Annotated in this window: 19 protein-coding genes and 1 pseudogene; 12 read left to right on the top strand and 8 right to left on the bottom strand. The window is 60.6% G+C overall.

Features of this window, described 5'->3' with window-relative positions; genetic code table 11:
- Window positions 1–42: 42 nt before the first annotated feature.
- Window positions 43–915, bottom strand: coding sequence for an SDR family oxidoreductase (locus AB0305_RS01700; RefSeq protein WP_366170865.1), 873 nt, complete (start codon window positions 913–915; stop codon window positions 43–45).
- A 210-nt stretch (window positions 916–1,125) separates the two neighbouring features.
- Here AB0305_RS01700 and AB0305_RS01695 point away from each other — a divergent pair, with 210 nt between their 5' ends.
- On the top strand, window positions 1,126–1,620 hold the full coding sequence (locus AB0305_RS01695; protein WP_366170863.1) for a MarR family transcriptional regulator: 495 nt from the start codon (window positions 1,126–1,128) through the stop codon (window positions 1,618–1,620).
- A 23-nt stretch (window positions 1,621–1,643) separates the two neighbouring features.
- Here AB0305_RS01695 and AB0305_RS01690 read toward each other — a convergent pair whose 3' ends face one another.
- The 3 genes from AB0305_RS01690 to AB0305_RS01680 all read right to left on the bottom strand — a co-directional run bounded on the left by AB0305_RS01690 (window position 1,644) and on the right by AB0305_RS01680 (window position 3,997).
- Entirely contained in the window at window positions 1,644–2,360 is a 717-nt protein-coding gene (locus AB0305_RS01690) for a response regulator (RefSeq protein WP_366170861.1), read from the bottom strand.
- A complete protein-coding gene (locus AB0305_RS01685) occupies window positions 2,357–3,058 on the bottom strand; it encodes a response regulator transcription factor (protein ID WP_366170859.1) in 702 nt (233 codons plus the stop codon). The genes AB0305_RS01690 and AB0305_RS01685 overlap by 4 nt, the downstream gene beginning before the upstream one ends.
- A 330-nt stretch (window positions 3,059–3,388) precedes the next feature.
- The gene (locus AB0305_RS01680) at window positions 3,389–3,997 is read right to left on the bottom strand and encodes a TetR/AcrR family transcriptional regulator (RefSeq protein ID WP_366170857.1); all 609 of its coding nucleotides are present in this window, start codon (window positions 3,995–3,997) and stop codon (window positions 3,389–3,391) included.
- A gap of 104 nt (window positions 3,998–4,101) precedes the next feature.
- On the opposite strand from AB0305_RS01680, the gene AB0305_RS01675 reads away from it, so the two are divergent.
- A complete protein-coding gene (locus AB0305_RS01675; RefSeq protein WP_366170855.1) occupies window positions 4,102–5,562 on the top strand; it encodes an MFS transporter in 1,461 nt (486 codons plus the stop codon).
- Between the two features lie 4 nt (window positions 5,563–5,566).
- Here AB0305_RS01675 and AB0305_RS01670 read toward each other — a convergent pair whose 3' ends face one another.
- Complete coding sequence (locus AB0305_RS01670) at window positions 5,567–6,166, bottom strand: undecaprenyl-diphosphatase (RefSeq protein ID WP_366170853.1); 600 nt, start codon at window positions 6,164–6,166, stop codon at window positions 5,567–5,569.
- A gap of 302 nt (window positions 6,167–6,468) precedes the next feature.
- Here AB0305_RS01670 and AB0305_RS01665 point away from each other — a divergent pair, with 302 nt between their 5' ends.
- Entirely contained in the window at window positions 6,469–7,836 is a 1,368-nt protein-coding gene (locus AB0305_RS01665; protein WP_366170851.1) for a sensor domain-containing diguanylate cyclase, read from the top strand.
- Between the two features lie 345 nt (window positions 7,837–8,181).
- On the opposite strand, the gene AB0305_RS01660 is transcribed toward AB0305_RS01665, so the two are convergent.
- The gene (locus tag AB0305_RS01660; protein WP_366170849.1) at window positions 8,182–9,081 is read right to left on the bottom strand and encodes a LysR family transcriptional regulator; all 900 of its coding nucleotides are present in this window, start codon (window positions 9,079–9,081) and stop codon (window positions 8,182–8,184) included.
- A 104-nt stretch (window positions 9,082–9,185) separates the two neighbouring features.
- Here AB0305_RS01660 and AB0305_RS01655 point away from each other — a divergent pair, with 104 nt between their 5' ends.
- From AB0305_RS01655 to AB0305_RS01640, 4 genes are all read left to right on the top strand, one after another.
- Window positions 9,186–10,175, top strand: coding sequence for a zinc-dependent alcohol dehydrogenase family protein (locus tag AB0305_RS01655; RefSeq protein WP_366170847.1), 990 nt, complete (start codon window positions 9,186–9,188; stop codon window positions 10,173–10,175).
- Window positions 10,176–10,327: 152 nt separating this feature from the next.
- Entirely contained in the window at window positions 10,328–11,092 is a 765-nt protein-coding gene (locus AB0305_RS01650) for an SDR family oxidoreductase (RefSeq protein ID WP_366170845.1), read from the top strand.
- Between the two features lie 556 nt (window positions 11,093–11,648).
- Entirely contained in the window at window positions 11,649–12,326 is a 678-nt protein-coding gene (locus AB0305_RS01645; protein ID WP_366170843.1) for a DUF433 domain-containing protein, read from the top strand.
- A 50-nt stretch (window positions 12,327–12,376) separates the two neighbouring features.
- Window positions 12,377–12,748 (top strand): hypothetical protein, encoded by a 372-nt coding sequence (locus tag AB0305_RS01640; RefSeq protein WP_366170841.1) that lies wholly within the window; start codon window positions 12,377–12,379, stop codon window positions 12,746–12,748.
- A gap of 84 nt (window positions 12,749–12,832) precedes the next feature.
- Here the strand turns inward: AB0305_RS01640 and AB0305_RS01635 are convergent, their stop codons facing one another.
- On the bottom strand, window positions 12,833–15,505 hold the full coding sequence (locus tag AB0305_RS01635) for a TrlF family AAA-like ATPase (protein ID WP_366170839.1): 2,673 nt from the start codon (window positions 15,503–15,505) through the stop codon (window positions 12,833–12,835).
- 157 nt (window positions 15,506–15,662) lie between these two features.
- Window positions 15,663–16,610 (bottom strand): J domain-containing protein, encoded by a 948-nt coding sequence (locus AB0305_RS01630; protein ID WP_366170837.1) that lies wholly within the window; start codon window positions 16,608–16,610, stop codon window positions 15,663–15,665.
- Window positions 16,611–16,923: 313 nt separating this feature from the next.
- Here AB0305_RS01630 and AB0305_RS01625 point away from each other — a divergent pair.
- The 5 genes and pseudogenes from AB0305_RS01625 to AB0305_RS01605 form a co-directional block, all read left to right on the top strand.
- Window positions 16,924–17,154, top strand: a pseudogene (locus AB0305_RS01625) (HNH endonuclease); the annotation flags it as partial.
- 51 nt (window positions 17,155–17,205) lie between these two features.
- Complete coding sequence (locus tag AB0305_RS01620) at window positions 17,206–17,577, top strand: hypothetical protein (RefSeq protein WP_366171069.1); 372 nt, start codon at window positions 17,206–17,208, stop codon at window positions 17,575–17,577.
- A gap of 178 nt (window positions 17,578–17,755) precedes the next feature.
- A complete protein-coding gene (locus tag AB0305_RS01615) occupies window positions 17,756–18,934 on the top strand; it encodes a hypothetical protein (RefSeq protein ID WP_366170835.1) in 1,179 nt (392 codons plus the stop codon).
- Between the two features lie 73 nt (window positions 18,935–19,007).
- Entirely contained in the window at window positions 19,008–19,736 is a 729-nt protein-coding gene (locus AB0305_RS01610; protein ID WP_366170833.1) for a hypothetical protein, read from the top strand.
- A 70-nt stretch (window positions 19,737–19,806) separates the two neighbouring features.
- Complete coding sequence (locus tag AB0305_RS01605; protein WP_366170831.1) at window positions 19,807–20,013, top strand: hypothetical protein; 207 nt, start codon at window positions 19,807–19,809, stop codon at window positions 20,011–20,013.
- The last annotated feature ends 6 nt before the right edge of the window (window positions 20,014–20,019 follow it).

The following is a 20,019-nucleotide window of genomic DNA, read 5'->3' as shown; positions in this document are numbered from 1 at the left end:
CGATTGCAATGCTTGGTGGGTGCTGAGCCAACCTCGGCGCACCTAGAACGCCGATTTGACCACGCCGCCATCCACCCGCAGCGCAGCGCCCGTAGTCGCCGACGACAGCGGGCTCGCCACATACGCCACCAGATTGGCTACTTCCTGCGGGGTAGCAAAACGCTTGATGAGCGAGGTGGGCCGGGCGGTCTCGAAGAAGGTCTTCTCGAAGGCCTCAAAGCTCTGGCCACCCGAGAGCTTGCCGACAAACTCATCGACGCCCTCCGAGCGCGTCGGCCCCGGCAACACGGCGTTCACCGTGATGGCCGTGCCCGCGGTCACTTCCGCCAGCCCGCGCGAGAGGCCCAGCAGCGCGGTCTTCGTCACGCCGTAATGGATCATCTCGGCCGGGATCTGCACGCCGCTCTCGCTGCTGAGAAATACGATGCGGCCCCAGTTCTGCGCGCGCATGCCGGGCAGGTACGCTCGGGACAAGCGCACGCCGCTCATCACGTTCACGTTGAAGAAGTGCAGCCACTGCGCATCGTCGATGGCTTCGAACGGTTGCGGGTCAAAGATGCCGAGGTTGTTGATGAGGATGTCGACCTTGGGAAAGCGGCTGACAAGGGCATCGACCTGGGCCGGATCGGACAAATCGCCGGCAAACGCTTCGACCTGCGCGCCGGGCACATCGGCCTGCACGCGCGCGACGGCGTCGGTCACGGACGCTTCGGTGCGCCCATTGACGATGACGCGGGCGCCTTCGGCAGCCAGTGCTACAGCAATGGCATAGCCGATGCCCTTGGTGGACCCGCTGACGAGGGCGAGCTTGTTCTGAAGGTGGAGGTTCATGGCATTGAAAAAGGGAATTTGGACGAGGAAAGGCACGTCGCGCCACATGCTCTGCGCCACGCGCGGCATCGACGTTTCAACCATGATACGAACCCGTCCGCCCCTTGGCAGCCGCAATCGTTTTGGAGCGGTATCCAATGGAATTTGATGATGCGCGTTGGTGTCGATCCCGGCTTGACGGCCTGGGCAAGCGAAGATTAGTGTGCAACGAAGCACGCCCGCGCAACCGCGGCAGACAGGAAACGCAAGGCGCGCCTGACAAGCCGGATCACCGGCAGAACGGGGAGCACCATCATGAGTATTGACGTACAGACACCACCAGAGGCCGCCACCGCCAGCACCATCACGGAGGGCGCCTATCAGCTTGACACCATGGATCGTGATACCAACATTGGCCGGCTCGTGCATCGGGTCCGGCATGCGTTGGTGACGAACATCGACAGCGCCCTGGCGTCGCTGGATTTAACTGCCGCGCAGTGGACGGTGGTCATCTACCTGGCCGAAGACCTGGCCACCACACCGGCCGAGCTTTCGCGCCTGCTGCACTACGATCCGGGCGCGATGACGCGGCTGATCGATCGGCTGGAGAAGAAGAACATCGTCAAGCGCGCGCCCAGCGATGCGGACCGCCGCTCGGTGGTGGTCTCACTCACCGAGCAAGGGCGCGCGCTGTATCCGGAAATCCGGCCCTTGATCATCGACGTGCTGAACCACATGCTGCGCGGGTTCTCGCAAGCCGAGGTCAAGCAGTTGGAAAACCTGCTGCTGCGCGTGCTGCATAACGCCTGAGTCGCTCAGGCGTTCCGTGGCGGTTAGCCGATGGCGCTGCCGGCACGCAATGCGTCGCGCTGGCGACGCAGCTCGGCCACGGCCTCGGATGCATCGCCTGGGAGTGCGCTGGCTTGCTTCAGCGCGGTTTCGAGCGCGCCTGCGCGTTCTGCAATCGCGCCCTGCTCCACCGTCAACGCCGCGCCCTTGATGCGGTGCGCGACATGCCGCGCCACCGCCAGATCGTCGGTGACCACGGCGCGGGCAAGGCTGTCCAGATCGTCATCGAGCGAATCCAGATAGACGCGCCACAGATCCTGCCCGGCATCGGCGGCACCGGGCGCATGCGCTGGCGAGGCATCCCCGCTGTCACACCACAGCGCGATCAGGTCGCGCAGCACGTCGTCTCGAATCGGCTTGGTCAGCAAGCCGTCCATGCCGCTCGCCATCACGCGTTGCTGGTGTTCGTCGTCGGTGGCGGAGGAGATCGCAAGAATAGGCGTGTGAACGCCGGTGGCGGATTCCCGCGTGCGGATGCGCTCGGCAACGGTGTAGCCGTCGATATCGGGCAACTGGCAGTCCAGCAGAACCAGTTGAAACAACTCAGCAGCGGCTTTCTCCAGCGCCTGGGCGCCATCGGCAGCCAGCTCGACATCGCAATCAAGCGCGCGGAGTTGGTGCTCGAGGATCAGCAGATTGGCCGGTTGGTCATCCACCACCAACACGCGCGGGCAGGACCGAGCCGATTCGCCAGCGCTCACCGCTTCTCCAGCTCGTGCTTGATCTTGAAGAGCTCGGTATCCGTGCGGATGCCCAGCTTGCGATAGGCGGATTGCTTTTGCGAGCTGATGGTCTTGATGCTGCGTGCAAACTTTTCGGCGATGGCCGTCACCGACATGCCGTCGAGGCAGCAGCGCAGGACTTCGCGCTCGCGCGGGCTCAGTTCGGGGCGGTCAACGAGGGCGGTCAACTCAGCGGCCTCACCGTCGGGCGCAGCGCCCGACCCACTGGCCAGCGTATCGCGCTCCATATCGGCGGCCAGCGCGGGGTTTAGGCGTTTGCCGCCGCCGGCCACGGTGCGAATCGCCCGGACCAGCTCTGACAGTTCCTCTTCCTTGCCGACAAACCCTCGGGCGCCCGCATCCATGACCATCCCGACGGTGGCCTGGTTGTGGTGTGCCGAGGCCACCAGGATCTTCAAGTCCGGATACTTTTTGAGGAGCGGGCGGATCAGATTGAGCCCGTCGATTTCGGTCGGGCCCAGCGAGTAGTCCATCAGCAGGACATCCACTTCGACGGTGTTGTCCTTGAGGGCCCGCGAGACTTCCCGGCCCGATGCGAACATCCCGGTCACCTCGATGTCGGCCTCTTGCTTCAGGCGCGCAGCCAGCCCGTGACGGACGACCGCATGGTCATCGAGCACGACCACGCGGATCGGTCGGGTCGCGGTCCAGTTCATGTTGGCAGGTTCCTATTCGACTTGTTTTGAGACGGCTGCAAATAAAACTGGCTCCAATGTGCCACAACATCGCCGCAAAAATTAACGTTGCGGCACACATTTTAGGTCAGATTGCAGGCGCGCCCCGGGCATCACGCCACCCATACATTCTGCGCATCAGAAAAGCCCGCATATTAATGTCTTTGTGGACTGTGTTGAATGCGACTGAATAGATACCGAGTGTTGTGGCTACCCCGGACATAGAGAGGGCCGTGGCCATAACGTTCCGTACACCACGATGCGGTGCGGACGCTCGCCGCTATGCGGGGCGGCCCCGACCACCGGGCCGGTTTAAGCAACGGCGGCATTGATGCACGCTTGCGTACTGCGGCGGGCGCGTTCAAACACCGTCATGTCGTCCATCAAAAATGCGACGTTGGCGTTGGAGCGAAACGACTCGATTTCAAAGATGAGCTGATCGACATCCAGATCGGCGCGCAATTCGCCCGCGGCCATGCCCGCCGTCATCACGTCACGAAAACGCGCACGCATCGCTTGGCGGTGGCTGCGCACGCGATCCTGGATGGCGCCTGGGCGGGCGCGGTATTCGTAGCTGGCCGCGCAGACAAAGCACCCGCCCGGCGACTGCCCGCTGGCCACGTAGTCGAACCAGCCCTCGGTCAGCGCGCGCAGGCGGGCCAGCGGGCTGTCCAGCGCCAGCGCCGGCTCCACCACCGTTGTGAAGTAATGCTCGACTCCGGCATTGAGCGTGGCGAGCTGTAGCGTTTCCTTGTCGCCGAAGAGCGCCTGGATGTTGCCCTTGCCCACGCCCGCATCCGCGGCCACGCGGCCGATGGTCAACCCCTCAAGCCCGTCGGTAGACGCAATGGTGGTGGCGTGTTCAAGCACCTGGGTGCGCGCACGTTCGCCCCGCAGGCGGCGACCGTCGGTTTCATTCATGGCAAATACCCTGTGGACAAGTGGGGCCTCCGCAATCGGTCCTTGACGCAAGCCGATTCAGTCTTAGTATACGTACGACCGTATATTAATTATCGAGTTCCTTCATGTCAACGGAATCGCTTTCGGGTGGCCGCCTCGTCGCGCCTGCGGCTACACGACATTGGCCGGCGCTGGCCGCGCTGCTGACCGGCAACTTCGTCACCATTCTCGACCTGTTCATCGTCAACGTCGCGATTCCGGACATCCGCGCAGGGCTGCACGCCAGCTTTGCGCAGATCCAACTTGTGATGGTGGGCTACAGCGCGGCGTATGGGGTGTTCCTGCTCAACGGTGCGCGCCTGGGCGATCTGTTCGGGCGCAAGCGCATGTTCTTGGCGGGTATGGCGCTGTTCACGCTGGCCTCGGCGCTGTGCGGGCTGGCGACGACACCGTGGATGCTGATTGCCATGCGCGTCGGCCAGGGCCTGGGCGCGGCGATCCTGATGCCGCAGGTGATGGCCTCGGTGCGCGTGCTGTTTGATGGCGATGCACGTCGCCGCGCGTTCGGCACCATGGGCGCGGTGCAGGGCGTGGCGGCATCGGTCTCGCAAATCATCGGTGGCTTGCTGATCGCGCATCCGCTAGCCGCGCAGGCTGCGGGCTGGCGAACAGTGTTCCTGGTGAATGTGCCGATCGGCATTACGGCGTTGCTGGCAGCGCGTGCCTTTGTCACGGAGTCGCGGGCGCCGGTGGCGGCGCGGCTCGATGTGCACGGTGCCGTGGCCGGCGCGGTGGCGCTGGGCATGCTGCTGGTGCCCATCATGCAGGGTCGCGAATCCGGTTGGCCGTGGTGGTCCTGGGCCGTGCCGCTGGCCTCGCTGGTGGTGTTCCGGCACTTTGTCCGGGTGGAGCGCGCGCTGTCGGCCGCGGGCGGCGTGCCGATCATCGAGATGGCTTTGTTCCACAACCGCAGCTTCGTGCTAGGCGTGCTGGCGATCTTTCTGTTCTACACGGCCATCAGCTCGTATTTTCTGGCGCTGACGATCCTGCTGCAGTTTGGGCGCGGGTTGTCGCCGTTGATGGCGGGGTTGGTGTTTACGCCGGCGGCGATTGCCTATTTTTCCGGCTCACTGATCGCGCCCCGACTGGCCGAGCGCATCGGGCAGCGCGCGTTATGGCTCGGGATGGCGCTGTTTGCCGGCGGCCTAGCGCTGCTCGCGACAATGGCGCAGGCCGGTGCAAGCAATGCATGGCTACTCGTGCCATTGGTGATTGGCGGCTTCGGCCAGGGCATGGTGCTACCGCTGTCGCTCAACACCATCCTGAGCAGTGTGGATACCGCCCAGGCCGGCATGGGCGCCGGCACCGTCACCACCATGCAGGCGGTCGGCAATGCGGTGGGTGTGACGGTGGTGGGTGTGCTGCTGTTCTCGCTGCTCGGCCATGTGGAGGGCGCAGAGGGTGTGGACGCCGCCAGCCACGCCGCGCATTACGACCACGCCTTTGCCATGGCGATGCTGTACAACGTGGCGGCCACGGTGGTCGCCCTCGTATTGTTCTGGCGCGCGTGGCGCCGGCACGGGTGAACGCCTACCGGCGCACCCACCCACGCCGAACGCACGGCGCCAGCACCACGCCATGCACCGCCAGCCCGAGGCGGTGCAACGGCTCCGACAGCGTATGCGCGACGCGCCCGCTGCACAGCCATGCACTGAACGCCGGCACGGCCGCCGCCCCCAGCATGTCGAACGGATAGTGCACGCCCAGGTAGATGCGCGCCCACGCCATCGGCAAACCCAGCAGCGCCAGCAACACGCCCACGCGGCGCAGACGGGCGTTCCACATCAGACTGAATGCCACCGTCCACAACGCCGTCAGGTGATCGCTTGGGAAGGAGGAATCCGGCGCGTGCGGCAACAGATTCGTGCCCAGGCCGATCGCAAACGGGCGCGGGTGGTACCACATCAGGCCCAGACCCACGTTGATGAGCAACGCCAGCGCCGCAGCCACCCCGGTCTGCAAGGCTTGGCGGCGCGTGGTCGGCTCGCCCCATAGCCAGCCGGCCACGAGGGTGAGCGGCACCAGCCAGATGGCGTATTCGGCAAACGCCATGGCCAGCCAGACGATGGCAGGCGACGGCTCGACCGGCGCGTTGATCCAGAGAAACAGGGTGTGATTCAGCGATTCCATACAACGTAGGCCAGAGGCTGGCGTCATTTCATTGACGGCGGTTTGTCCGGTGCACCGTACCGGGCGTTCCCTTCAATTGCCTTGGAGCCGGACTGCCCGCAAGCCTATGCCGCCAGACTTAGGCGGAGCACAGCGACCCTGATCCCTGCCTAGGCTTTTCCCCTCGCTAGCGGCTGCCTATGATGGAGACACATCAACGCGCCGCCAGGGCGCCCAACATGGCATGCTCAGGCGCTGCCGGAATCACAACGCCCTCCTGGCGAATCGCACATTTAAGACCGCAACGAGCCCCGGGGGTGTAGATGGAAAGCTTGCTGATCCAGCCGACGACGCGCGGGCAGTTCGTCATGGCCGGCACCATCGCACTACTGATCGTTCTGACGCTGGGGCTATGCGCGCCGAGTGCCAGTCTGCCCTGGCCCGCCATCCCGCCGTTCATGCCGATGTGCGCGTTGACCGTCTTCACCACGGCCGTCATCGCGGCATTCTTGCTGGGCGCGCAGTTCACCGTCACGCGTCAGCCGATGCTGGCGGCGCTGGGCGGGGCCTATGCCTTTACGGCACTGGCCGTTGCCCTGCAACTGCTGATGTTTCCGGGCCTGTTCTCGCCCACCGGCCTGCTGGGCGCACGGCCCGCCAGCGCGGTGTGGATGTGGGTCTTCTGGCACGGCGGCTTTCCATGGTTCGTGATCGTTGCGGTGCTGGTGCGCGAGCGGGTGTCGCAAGACGCTATTCGCGCTGGCCAGGTCTACCAGTGGGCCTGGCTGCTGATTGGCGGGCCGGTGGCCGTGGGCGGGTTGCTGTGCGGCGTAGCGTTGCTGGCCAACCTGCCGCCTCCGCTGAGCCATGCCAATGCCGGCAACCCGGTGGCCGCCGCCCTGTGGACAATCAACGTCATTGCCGTGCTGGCCGTGGTGGTCAGCGGCCGCTTGCGCGCCGTGCTCGATGTCTGGCTGGCCATTGCTGCACTCGCCTGCCTGACCGATACCACCCTGAACTTGCTCAGCCCAGACCGCTTTACCGTCGGCTGGTATGTCGCGCGCCTGTTCAGCATGTTTGCACCCGGCGTACTGGTATGCGTGCTGGTGTGGCAAATCACCTCGCTGTACCGGCAACTGTCCGACGCCCACGTGTCGTTGCGGCAGACCTCCATGCACGATGCCCTGACCGGCGTGTACAACCGCGGCGTCTTCAATGAGCGGATCGGCACCCACCTGCGTGCCGCACAACGCAGCGGACGTCCGCTTTCGCTGGTGATGATGGATGTGGACCACTTCAAGCGCTACAACGACGCCTTCGGCCACCTGCGCGGCGACGCCTGCCTCGTGGCGGTGGCCGCTGCGCTGGCGGGCGTGGTGCGTCGGCCGGCGGATTTCGTCGCGCGCTACGGCGGTGAAGAGTTCGTCATCGTCCTGCCCGAAACAAGCGCTGCCGACGCCCAATCGCTTGCCGAGCGCGCCCGCGAAGCCGTACTGCGCTTGCGCATCGAAGCCGCCGCGCCGTCACGCTACGTCACTGTCAGCGCCGGCTGTGCCACTGTGGTGCCCGGCGCGGAACCCATCAGCACCGACGCACTGGTGGAAGCTGCTGACGCCGCGCTCTACCAAGCCAAGGCCGCCGGACGCAACCTGGTGGTCAGCGCCCAGGCGATGGCCGCTGCCGTGACGTAACGCGATTCGGCCGCGCATCAAAATGAGGCGGCACCAACCTGCCTGCTGTCTGTTTCTGTTTACGTCTTTGTATATATAAAGATAGTAGTAGTAGATAACGGTGGATAGTTTCTGTGGATATCTCCAAAAAGCCCTTTAGCGTCAATGGCTTGCAGCACGCACAACCCATCGGACCGAATGTGTGCCGGTGTGGATGAGTGGGGTAATTCGCATCCACGGTCGTCTGCGTGTGGACAAGTTGTTCGCGCACCATCGACATTCCGCCCCCGCAAAACCAACACGCTTGTCCGACGAGTTATTCACAACGGGAGGTGGGGGTTATCCACATCACAACACAGGCGCTGCTTACGTCATCAGCGCGGGCAGTGCCTCGGCAAGCGCATCAACGGCGACGCGGACTTTGCGCGGCAAGTGCGGCGTCTGCAGCCACAGTGCGTAGGCGTCATAGAGAAACGCAGGGCGGTCGGGCAATAGCGCAACCAGCGCGCCTGTCTGGATGCGATCGCTGACCAGCCAGGACGGAAGCCATGCGAGCCCCATGCCGAGGGCTGCGGCATCGGCAATCGCGTCGAGATCATCCATCCGCATCCGATTGAGCGGAATGATCTCCTCCGGTGGATGCCCGTCACTCGGAAAGAGCCAGGGGCTGATGCGGCCAGACCGGCGGTACACGATGGCCTGGTGCTGACCAAGCGTGTCGACGGTCGTGGGATACCCATGCACATTGAGATACGCGGGCGATGCGCAGACGATCATGCGCTGCCGGGCCACACGACGCGCGATCACACCTGCCTTGTCCTCCAGACTGCCGGTGCGGATGGCGATGTCGTAGTCGCCTTCGGCCAGATCGACGAAACGGTCGTTGAACGAGAGATCCAACTCCAGCGCCGGGTATTGCTGCACGAGCCGCAGCAGCACGGGGGCCACGCAACGCCGGCCAAAGTGCACGGGCATGGTGACGCGCAACCTCCCGCGCGGTTCACCAAGTTGATCGGCCGCGAGCGCATCTGCCGTTTCCGCCTCGGCCAGCACGACCTTGCAGCGCTCGTAGTAGGCCTGCCCGAAGTCGGTCAGCCTCTGGCGCCGCGTGGTGCGAATGAGCAAGCGCACACCCAGGCGCGTTTCCAGCGAGAGCACATGCTTGCCGACCATCGGGCCGGATAGGCCGAGCACGTCCGCGGCGGCCGCAAACGAGCCGAGGTCGACGGCTTTCACAAACACGGCCATGCTGGTCAGACGGTCCATATTAAAAACCATTGGTTTCTACTCTCGTCGATTATCGACCATTTATCGAAAAAAAGTGCGCAGCTACAGTGGATTAACTTTATTGAGTTTCGACTGGAGGCTATATGGCACGCGTTGTCCGTTTTCATCAGCATGGGGGTCCGGAGGTCTTGCGCATTGAACACGTCGATGTGCTGCCGCCGGGCCAGGGCGAGGTGCAGATCCGCGTCAGGGCGCTGGGGCTCAATCGGGCCGAAGCGCTGCTGCGCGCGGGGGCGTATATCGAGAAGCCGACGTTCCCTTCCGGGCTTGGGCTGGAGGCAGCGGGTGTTGTCGAGGCGGTGGGTGCCGGTGTGACGGCGTTTGCGCCGGGCGATGCCGTCAGCATCGTGCCGCCGCAGTCGATGGTCCGCTGGCCTGCATACGGCGAGCTGGTCACGTTTCCTGCCGCGCTGGTCGTCAAGCATCCGCCGTTGCTCAGTTGGGAGGCAGCGGCTGCGGTCTGGATGCCGTACCTCACTGCCTACGGTGCGCTGATCGGCATCGCCAAGCTTGGCCCAGGCGACTTTGTGGCTGTGACGGCGGCATCCAGCAGTGTCGGATTGGCTGCAATCCAGATCGCGAACACCGTCGGCGCGACACCCATTGCCATCACCCGGACGTCGGCAAAGGCCCCCGCCCTGCTCGCTGCGGGTGCCGCCCACGTGGTTGCGACCGAGGAGGTGGATCTCGCGGCCCGGCTGCAGCAGATTGCAGGGCCGGCAGGTGTGCGGGTGGTGCTGGACTCGATCGGCGGCCCGATCTTCGAGCCGCTCACGGCAGCCATGTCGCGTGGCGGAATCCTCATCGAATACGGTGGCCTGAGCCCGGAGCCGACGCCTTTCCCCTTGTTTGCTGTGCTGAGCAAGACCCTGACGCTGCGTGGCTATCTCGTGCACGAGATCACCGGCAACCCAGTCAAGCTCGAGGCTGCGAAGGCGTTCATCCTCGATGGACTGGCGTCGGGAGCGCTGCGACCGGTAATCGCCAGGACATTTGCGTTTGACGAGATCGTCGACGCGCACCGCTTTCTTGAATCGAACACGCAGTTCGGCAAGATCGTCGTGACGGTTTGATCGGCTGCGGCACGTTCCATGGCGTGCCGCGCTCTCCTTGCCTTCGCGCCGTCAACGCCAACGCACCGCATGGATTTGAGTCGCAAGAATCGGAGTGTTGGACGGCGCACCGACGCCTACGCTGCCGCTCGGATCATCAAAATGAAATGGACATGGCTCTTCTCACTGACAAGACTGCGATCGTGACGGGCGCCAGCTCAGGCATCGGCCGTGAGGTGGCAAAGATGTTTGCGAAGGAAGGCGCGAGCGTCGTTCTAGTTGCGCGCCGTGCGGCGCTGCTCGACACGCTGGTCGACGAGATTGCCGACCGCGGTGGCAAGGCGGTGGCACTCGCAGGCGACGTGCGGGACGAGCGTTGCGCGAAGAATGCTGTTGAGTTGGCCGTCGGCCGTTTCGGCGGGCTTGACGTGGCGTTCAACAACGCCGCGACGATGGGAGCGCTCGGTAGCGTCACCGACATCACGCTGGACGGCTGGCGCGACACGCTCGAGACCAACCTGACGAGCGCTTTCCTCGGTGCGAAATATCAGATTCCAGCGCTGCTCGCGCGCCAGCACGGCTCGCTGATTTTCACGTCATCGTTCGTCGGCTACACGGTTGGCTTTCCCGGGATGGCTGCGTATTCCGCAAGCAAGGCTGCCCTCGTGGGCCTGACGCGCACGCTCGCCGCCGAGTACGGTCCGTCCGGTTTGCGCGTCAACGTGCTGATGCCGGGCGGTACCGACACCGAGATGGGGCGTGAGGCAACCAGCACGCCCGAGCAGAAAGCATTTGTCGAAAGCATCCACGCGCTAAAACGGATGGCCCATCCAGAAGAGATCGCCAAGTCGGCGCTGTATCTTGCGTCCGATCTGTCGAGCTTCGTGACGGGTACGACGCTGCTCGTCGAGGGCGGCGTCTCCATGACTCGCACTTGATGTGACACGGTTCTCCGAGCGGGAGGTACCTCGGGGTCAACGGTAAAACCAGGGCAATGCCGGCAATAAAAAACCCGCGAGGCTTTGCAGCATCGCGGGTTTTTTTGGCATCGCTTGAGACAGGGATCATCTCTTTGCATTACCCTGAACCCATATCTTTGCGCCTTGGAACGGTGACACAACGGATCGCGGCTCGTCAAGGAGCGTTGCTCAGAACCATATCTGTGCACTTTGCTCAGACGAGCTGTAATTCTCAGCACTTTGTCGCGAATCGCTATCCTGTCAGGGTTGAGGCGCTGCAGCCGGTCGCAAAAATCGGCCTCGTACCACGTGCCTCCGCCCCCGCGAAAGACACTAGACTGGATGCATCCGAAGGAGTCGAAATTGGCCGGACGAATGGAGCGAAGCTAAGGGCGGCGGACCTGAAGCCACCGGGTAGCGGTTCGCTGCTTGCTCACCAAGCCCGACTGAGCGTGTTGGCGCAGTGGGCTGGGGATTTCCATGACCGACGGCGGGCACGGCTCCTGCGCCGCAGGCACGGCATTTGGGGATTCGCATGCGTGTTACCCACTTTATCTCTCTGGCCGAAACAGCCTTCATGGCGGGAACTACTGAGCGTGAGATCAGCGCGCTCCTCGTAGACCGGGTGCTGGCGCCTCTACTCATTTGCGACGGAGACGCAGAGCGGCTTGTGCCAATGGTTGCGCCGGTAGCCAGCTTCTGTCTTGCGACGCATGGTTGCCTGACTCCGTGGGGGCAAGCGCGGGTTATCCGCACGCTAATTGAACGCATCGAAGCCCGAGAAGACTTCGAACTTTTCCTAGGACTTCACGAGCAGCTTGGTTCGACCGATTTCGATTGGACCGTGACCTGGTCCTGCATCACCGCTGACATGTGGCCTTTCGTGGTCGCGTCGCTGGGACGCGCAACGCAGATGGCACATGCTAGAAGCGTCATACAATCGGACCCTCAGGTAATGGGCGGAATGCCATGCTTTTCTGGTACGCGCTTGCCCGTTGCAAACCTGCTCGCGCTGAAGAAAGGCGGGCTCGGATTCCCTGCACTGAAAGCGGCATATCCCTTTCTCACTGAGGAGCTCGTGAAAGCTGCCGAAGTCTACGCAATCGTGTCCGCGACACCCAGCCAAGTAGCGACGCTCGAACTTATGAATACCGAGGGCAAGCTGATTCGTAAGAAAGTAGTCCGAACCAAAGACGGCGAGCTAGGGGATTAAGTGGCTGCGTCGGCGCCGCGACCTAGAGTGTTGCCCCGAGTCTTCGGGGCATGCCGTCGACCATGGTGGCACTGAAGCATGGTACGGCCTTGCATTGGTGCGCCCTCTCGCCATCAGCATGGCTGGATCGGCATCCAACCATCCAAAATCCTGAGGCAATCATGCGCGAATACCAAGGTCGCACAATTCAAGAGCTAGCCGCGTGTACCTGCGATCGCTGTAAGCGCCGTCTGACCCCAGAAGAACCCGGTGAGTGGCAAGAACGACTGTCGTTCGATCATAGCTGCGGCTTCGAGTCAGTGTTTGGCGATGGCAATATGGTTAGCGTTGATCTATGCCAGCACTGCGTACAGGAAGTGCTGGGTAGGTGGCTACGCATCGGCCCATCGGCGGACGGCGATGAACCGATCGGTATTGCGTAAATGCTGTCGAATGTGCGGGGTGCTGGCTTAGACACCAATAGATTGCGGATGTGGACGCTCTAGGGGCGGCGGACCCTTGATGAGTCAGTATCCGTACACCTCTTGCCGGCGCTTGAAAGCTTTTTGGCTACCCTCAAGAATTGTGCAGACGATGTCCTTGGTCTGGCCGGTGTCGATCGACCCGCGATCCCTGATCACGGACACTTCGCTAGCGCCGCGTAACGGGATGATCAGTTCAGCGTCTCCCAAGACGGCGATGTTGGGGTTGTGGGTGACGATGATGACCTGCCGGTGCTCTTTGATACTGCGGAGCGAACGCACAACCGTCTTGTAAATGAACTCGCCATCAAGGTTGTCCTCCGGTTGATCGATGATCAGTGGAACGCGGCTCTTCGAGAACAGCAGCACCGACAGCAGGATGGCCTGCTGCTGGCCGAGCGAGAGCTTGGCGAAATCGCGGACCTGATGGGACTTTGTGCCATCGGGCTTGTCAATGACGCGCGTAACCTTGATCTCAGGCCTGTCTTCAAACGCGATCCGCTCTAGAACGGATCGCGCCTGCCACTCTCCGAGCTTTTCGATAATGTCTGCCGCATCAGTCTTGGAGAATACGCGGTTGCCTTCAGCGTCGCTCAACTGTTCGAGTGGCGAGGCGTCCTTTGCAGCCACTGCGGCTAGAAATCGAGCCGGCGAAAGCGTGGCGGCGATGAGCGCAGCACGTGGAACCTGTGAGGTTCGCCAGTTCATGGTGGTCTTGATTAACTCTTCCAAGTCTGGGGAGAGCAGACCTTCATAGAACTGGATCTTCACCTTGTAGTCAACCACAGCGGCGGCGAGATTGCTGTTCATCGTCGTCGCAAACGCCTGACGGGCGTTAAATATCTTCGCACGTAGGTCTACACGCTCCTGGAGCAGGCGCCTGCGTTCCTTGAGGGCCTCCTGTTGTCTCGGCTGGCTCTTCTTTAACTCGACGAGTCGAGCCTGCAGATCGGCGGCATCCTTTGTGACCTTACGGATGAACGCCATATCCAGCTTGATGTTCTGCTTTTCCAGGTCCCGTCGAATCTCCTCAATCTTTTCCTGCGTCTCCTTCTCGCGCGCAATCCAGACCCGAAGCTGCGCCGCGATCTTGTCATTCGCGCCGACGACCTTCTGCTTGAGCTGGCCGGAGAGCGTTTCGATCTCAGTCGCGAGACCATCGACGAGCGCTTTGACAACTTCAAATTCCGCCTTGCCAACGGCCAGACCGTTGCCGTCGACGTCGGCCGTCAACTTGCGCAATTCGCCGCCAGTCAAGCTGTTGGTGATTGAAGTGAGAAGTTGGTCCAGGTTGCGCTTCAGTCCATCGCGGAATCGATGCTCTTTGGCCAGCTTTTCCTCTAATTCGACGACCTGGCTCGCGTTCTGCTTCTTAAGGGCTGCGACTTGGGTGTCGGCGATGCCCTTTGCCTTCTCTGTGGACGCAATTTGGTTGATGTTGAGCTGCAGTGCCTCGATCACCTCCTGGTTGGCAAGGATCTCGTCGCGCAGAGCCTCGTCTTGCTCGCGCAATTCGCCAAAGTCGATGAAACCATCCAAAAACCGGAGAAGGATCGCCGGGTCATCATCGCAATGCTGGATCGTGTTAGCCGTTTCTCCCTGTCCGTAGCTTTCAATAGTGACAGACGCGGGGCCTTCGGGATCGCTGTTCACGACCTCGCAGAGTTTGCTGCGGGTCAGTGTATGCAGTTGTCCTACTTCGTCCTCATAGACGAGAGAGATTGCGTCTGGCCAGACTTCGGAGTCAATGATGGTGCTTTCCGCTGCGTTGCCGGACGCCGCGCGAAGCGACTCCAAGAGGGTTGACTTTCCAGCGCCGCGGCCGCCAATGATGCAGGTGAGGTTCGGACTGAAGCGCACAACTTGGTCCTTTAGGAAGCCTCCCTCCAGCTTCATTCCTATGAACTTCGGTATGGATGCGGGGATTAGGTCTTCCAGGCGCACGCGCGCAGCCGCATCCATGAGTGCAATCCGTAGCGATGCGAACGTCAAGGCCTCCATCTTGAGCCTGGTCAGCTTTCTGTTGCCGCTGGCATTGCGACCTAGCGCGTTGAGGTTGTGAGCGTCAGAAGACATCACCTTTGCCAAGTCAATCCCGTCCTCGAGACCTAGAGCCTTGCACCGGTCTACAGCGCAGTTCCGTCGATTTGCGTCGGTGTCGTCGTGAGAGAACCATGCGCTGTTCGAGGCATTGGAGATCTCCAGGCCCAGGAGGTTCGGGCAGTTGAAAACCTCCTGTTTGAATGCGTCAAACTTTGGGTGTGCTTTTTCAAGGCCACTGTCCAGCTCGATGTGGGCGCAAATGCCAAAACCGTTGAACTCTTCAGCGAAGCGGAGGCACTGGGGAATGGTGTTGTGGCAGGCTTTCCTGTCGTCCGAGATAGTCAGCTTTCCGAAAAAGCGCTGCAGATGGTCAGCCGTCTCAAAGTAAACAAGCAGATGCCCCTGGGGAGTCGACAATTCCACGCCGGGGACGACAAGCAACCGCTTGCCTTCGGCATATTTCAGCGCCGGACGAATGTTGGCGATTTGGTTGTGATCGGTAATCGCGATGAGGTCGAGTCGCTCCGCTATCGCCGTATCGACGATACCCTCGGGAGTCATCGTCGCATCCTTAACATCGTATGAGCCCCCCTCGCCGAACGAGTGGATATGCAGGTCCGCGCGTCGGAACTGCGCCCCATTGGATTCGCTCTGAATTTCTTGCAACAAAGACACGTTGTCCCCTCCGGAAGGTACTTTCAGTTAGCCTTTCAAGTTGGCTCGAGGCCGGAAAAACCGTGCAAGGCCTGCGTAATTGGCTTGATGATCTGAGCCACCTGTGTCCCTGCCGCAAACGCCTCCTACTAGCTCTTGGTGTCCGCTCAAACTACAGTCAACTACTGCCGGTTTTCCCCTTTTCCTTGATATCGGCATAGGCCGCATTGATTTCTTGCATTCTGCGATTTGCGAGGTCCTTTACGAGTTGATCCATCTGCCCTAGCTTATCTGGATGGTAAGCTGAACTTAGTGCTTGAAACTGCTTCTTCGGCTCAACCGCTACAGAAGTCAAGAGAGGAGCAATCAATTCATCTGGCTCAACAGCCATACGATGCGAATGAATCTCCGATTTTGGAATAAGCTTGTCCCACTCAAGCTTGTGCTTATAACCCGGCGCCTTGACCTTGACGCGTAATCGGTGAGGAATAGAGAACTGCGTGGCAACTGTGACACCGGTCATCGCGCGCCACCGCAATTGCCGCGCAACCGGGTCATAAGCCAAATCTGTGCTGCCGACTTTACACTGCAAAAAATACTCCGATAGAGCATCGGCTAATGGTATTAATCCTTTGGCATCTGAGCGGACGCCTCGGCTTCTTAGAACACTGTCGATCGAGAGTGCCTCAAAAGCTGTCTCGGTGTAATTGACAAAGATGGACGCTTCACGCCAAGTCGACAACAACATCGCTTGCTGTACCAGGGAACTGTCCGATTGCCAATCCATTTTTGCTTGGAAAAGCAGTGCCTTCGTTTCTTTGCGCCCCGTCCAGTCAACTGATAGTTCAATGATGCCATCGGCGCCAATGAAACTCTCGGTGGCGTCTTTCCCACGCCCTCGAAACTTCGTGTAGTCGATGGACCATTTCCAGGCTCCATCGATCTCTGCTTGTTTAACCTGTACTGTATGCACTCCCGTTCGCAGGTACGCGCCCAACTGGCCTGTCATGGTGTCTTCGTCTTCGTTCGCGGACATGAAGCCCGCGACCGCTTGCGGAATGGCGATATCAATATGCTCCTTGATCGACTGGAGAACTTCGTTCGGCATGTAGAGGCGGCGCGGCATGTTCGTGTTGACTAGCAGTGTCTAGGTGGGCGGCACATTCGGAATGGAGGACAACTCCGACAAGAGATATGCCTTTGCAATTCCCATCCGGCAAGGATTTTTCTCGGCGTACGTCAGTGGCAATGGCCACGTTCCTGACGGCAGACGGATAGTGGCAAAAAATTGACGACTTCACCGACGGCCGTTCCAGCGCGGGGGTAACAACCCATGCGCAACGGTATGCACTTGCGACACGATACACCTCTACGCATGTGCGACACATGCGCGTGTTCCAACGCTAAAATCGTCGCTACCACATGCCCTGAAGGCCCCTATGTCGCCAACTTCTGGTAAGCCGGGAAAATCCACGAAGAACTCGAAGCCTAGCCGTAGAAAAAATCTTTCCGCCGCGACTAAGCGGGAGGTACTTCTTGAAGCCGGATATACATGCGCTAACCCGCGGTGTCGTTTGCCGCTTCTGCACATCCATCATATTGTGCATGTCGAGCATGGAGGGCCGGACAGGGTTGGCAATCTAATTCCGCTATGTCCAAATTGTCATGCAATGGTCCATACTGGGACGATTCCAAATGAGTCAGTCAGAGCATGGAAAGTGATGCTGGTTGCGGCCAATCACGCGTGGGCGAGGGAGACCGCTAACGCGCTGCTATTTTTGGACACGCCGTTTGCGGAGAACCTGTTCTTGACAGGCGATGGTGTAGTCCGATTCGCTGACCTTCTTGTTTCTGGACTAGCAGAGGCCGTATATCGGGATTTCGTTGGTGACGGCCCGGTCAGTTTTTTCCCAATTGAAGGCCATAAGTTTTCGGTGCCTGCATCCGAACTTACAAAGACTGCCTATAACGTCAAGCTCACCCAGAAGGGAAAAGCATTGGTAACCGCTTGGAAGGAGGGGAGCCTGGACGAACTTTCAACGGCACTCGCCGACGTATCTCGCAATCAGGCCGTGCCAAGCGACAGCGAATAGGCTGATTCCCGTTCATCTCAGCTGCTCTCGAGTGCGCTGCAAAACTAGCGGGACCACGTAGAGCCGTTCAGCCCCGGCAGTGATTGTGCAGTGGCAAGTCACAAGTCATCTTCGTCGGCGCTGGCTGGCATCACCTTCTATTGCTATCGTTGAGACTCGACATACTGGATCGGGCCGAATGAGCAACTCGTTGACGATTGGACGAAGACAACTCTACGACCTCGTTTGGAGCATGCCACGGACGCAGCTCGCCAAGGAGCTCGGTGTATCTGACGTAATGATCGGCAAGATGTGTCGGCAACTCAATGTGCCAGCACCAATGCCTGACTATTGGGCTAGCCTCGCAGCCGGGACAAGCGCCAAGCGGCGCTATGTGAAACCTGATCTCACCTACACCGTAGCCGAGCGGATTGCAGAAGACCGCGAAGAGATGATCGGGCTGGTCCCTAGAGTGGACCCGAATGCGCTGGACATCCCGATCCCGTCATTGCCGGCTTTCAAGGAAAGCATCGAGCAGGCTTTGCGTCGCTATGAGGGACTGATTGATCGTGTAGCCCTACCGAAGTCGACTCGAGGCGCGCATCCCGCCGTCGAGAAGCTCGTGGCCGAAGATGAGCGACGCGCACAACTCTTGGCCACTTACAGCTGGGGAACAAAACCTGAGTTCGCCAGCCCGCAGGGACACCGGCTCCTCGCTGGCTTGAGCCGATTGCTCTGGTGGTGGACTGATCTGGGCTTCAAGCCTAGTTCCAGCGGTACACGACACATCCGCCTAGGTGTCGCTTGTGGGCAGTACCACAAGTCTTTCGAAGTCGGGCTCACGAACAAGGACGGGCCGTCGTCACTCAAGGGCGTCAAGGCCACTGACGAACCGTTTCAGCTTCGGTTTGAATCCGACAGCCGCAATAGCAAGCCAGGTGAAGGTGTCCACACCTTCGCTGACTTTGACATGCCGGCCTTCAAGTCGATAACGCTGATGTTGCTATCCGAGCAGGAGCTGCGGCTTCGTGATTGGGTCGACTGGCTATACCGCGATTTGATCCGGCGCAGAGAAGAAGCGACTCGGAAGGCAAAAGAGGCAGAGGAACGAAAGCGACAGGAGATCGCTGCGAAGCAGGCTGCGCTAGTAAAGCAGAGGCAAGAACTGCTCGACTCTGCGATGGACGGAAGAGAACGTGCCGATCGGCTCAGGATGCTGGTGGCGGAGGTGGAGACTCGCCTAACGACTGAGGAGCGAGCGGACGGCCGGTTCATCGCCTGGAAGTCATGGGCTCTGTCCGAAGCTAACACGCTGGACTTCCGAAAGCGAACAGGTCAGGAGCTTTTGCGCTGGTTGGCGGATTTTCAGCTGTGCTAGACGGGTAGCTGCATAGCCTCATAGAACGACATCGTCTCGCCCGTTTCTCTCTCAACAACACCGTCCCGCAAACATGAAATCTCGCTTCGAACGAGCGCTCGCACTAGCGGAGCGCACCGTTCCTCTTCTGAGTCATCTGGCTCAAGTTGGCCTATTCGCGCTCACCGCGTGGGGCTTGTTCCACACCGTGATCCCGCTGTACCAAAAAGCTGTCGTCGACGAGCAAGTGGCAAAGCAGCAAGTACAGCTGACGCAGCTTACGCAGCGGCTACAAGAAAACTACGACAGAAACCGAAAATTGATTGCCGCCGAGTTCGCGCGGATAGTCGGACCTGCTTGTAGCGGTCTACTAACACCCGCTCCGGATCAATCGAAACCGGGGAGCAAAGACTTCTACACTGAAGCGCTCGGCACCGACGTTGAGAAATGTTTGTCGGACCAGCTCCAAGTCTTCGCGCCGTTAAAGGATCTCACCAAACCAGACCAAGACGCGCTTTCTAGGCAGGTTCATCACATCGGCGAACACCTAAATGCTGTAAGGCTTACAGCACGCATGGAATACAACCTCATCGCCGTAACAGGGCCGTCGGTGGGCCCGATTTTTGTAGAAAAGTCCGCCCAGCAGGCTCTTGCGACGATGAAGTTGATTGGCGCGTCAGACCAACAAATGGCCGAAGCGACGCGAAAAATGGCTGCTCAGCGGAGACAGGGTCTCGTTATCAAGGAGTACCTTGATGAATTTACACGCAACATGGTCATTCTTCGAAGCATGTCGTGGCCGCCAATCACCTCAAGTGAATGAAGCATGTGCGTGATTGACTCATAGCGAACCATAGAGCGAGGGAGAAAAAATGAGGCAATACCATAGGCTGATGAGGCGACGGAGTGCGAACGTCTATACGGAGGACGAGCGCACCGAGCTATTTCAGCTCTTGGTATCGGCTCCGGGAACCCGGAACGTTGAGATCATCGATGCGCATCCGAAGGGTGGTTACCGCACTCGCTTCGACCTATCCGCGGATGCCATCGACGACTTTATTGTCTATCTGGAAGATCGCGACTGGATGTCTGCGATGTGACCCAGC

This window comes from Arthrobacter sp. NPDC080086 (assembly GCF_040702285.1).
Note: the sequence above shows the minus strand (reverse complement) of the source record. Positions and strands in the feature narration are given on the sequence as shown.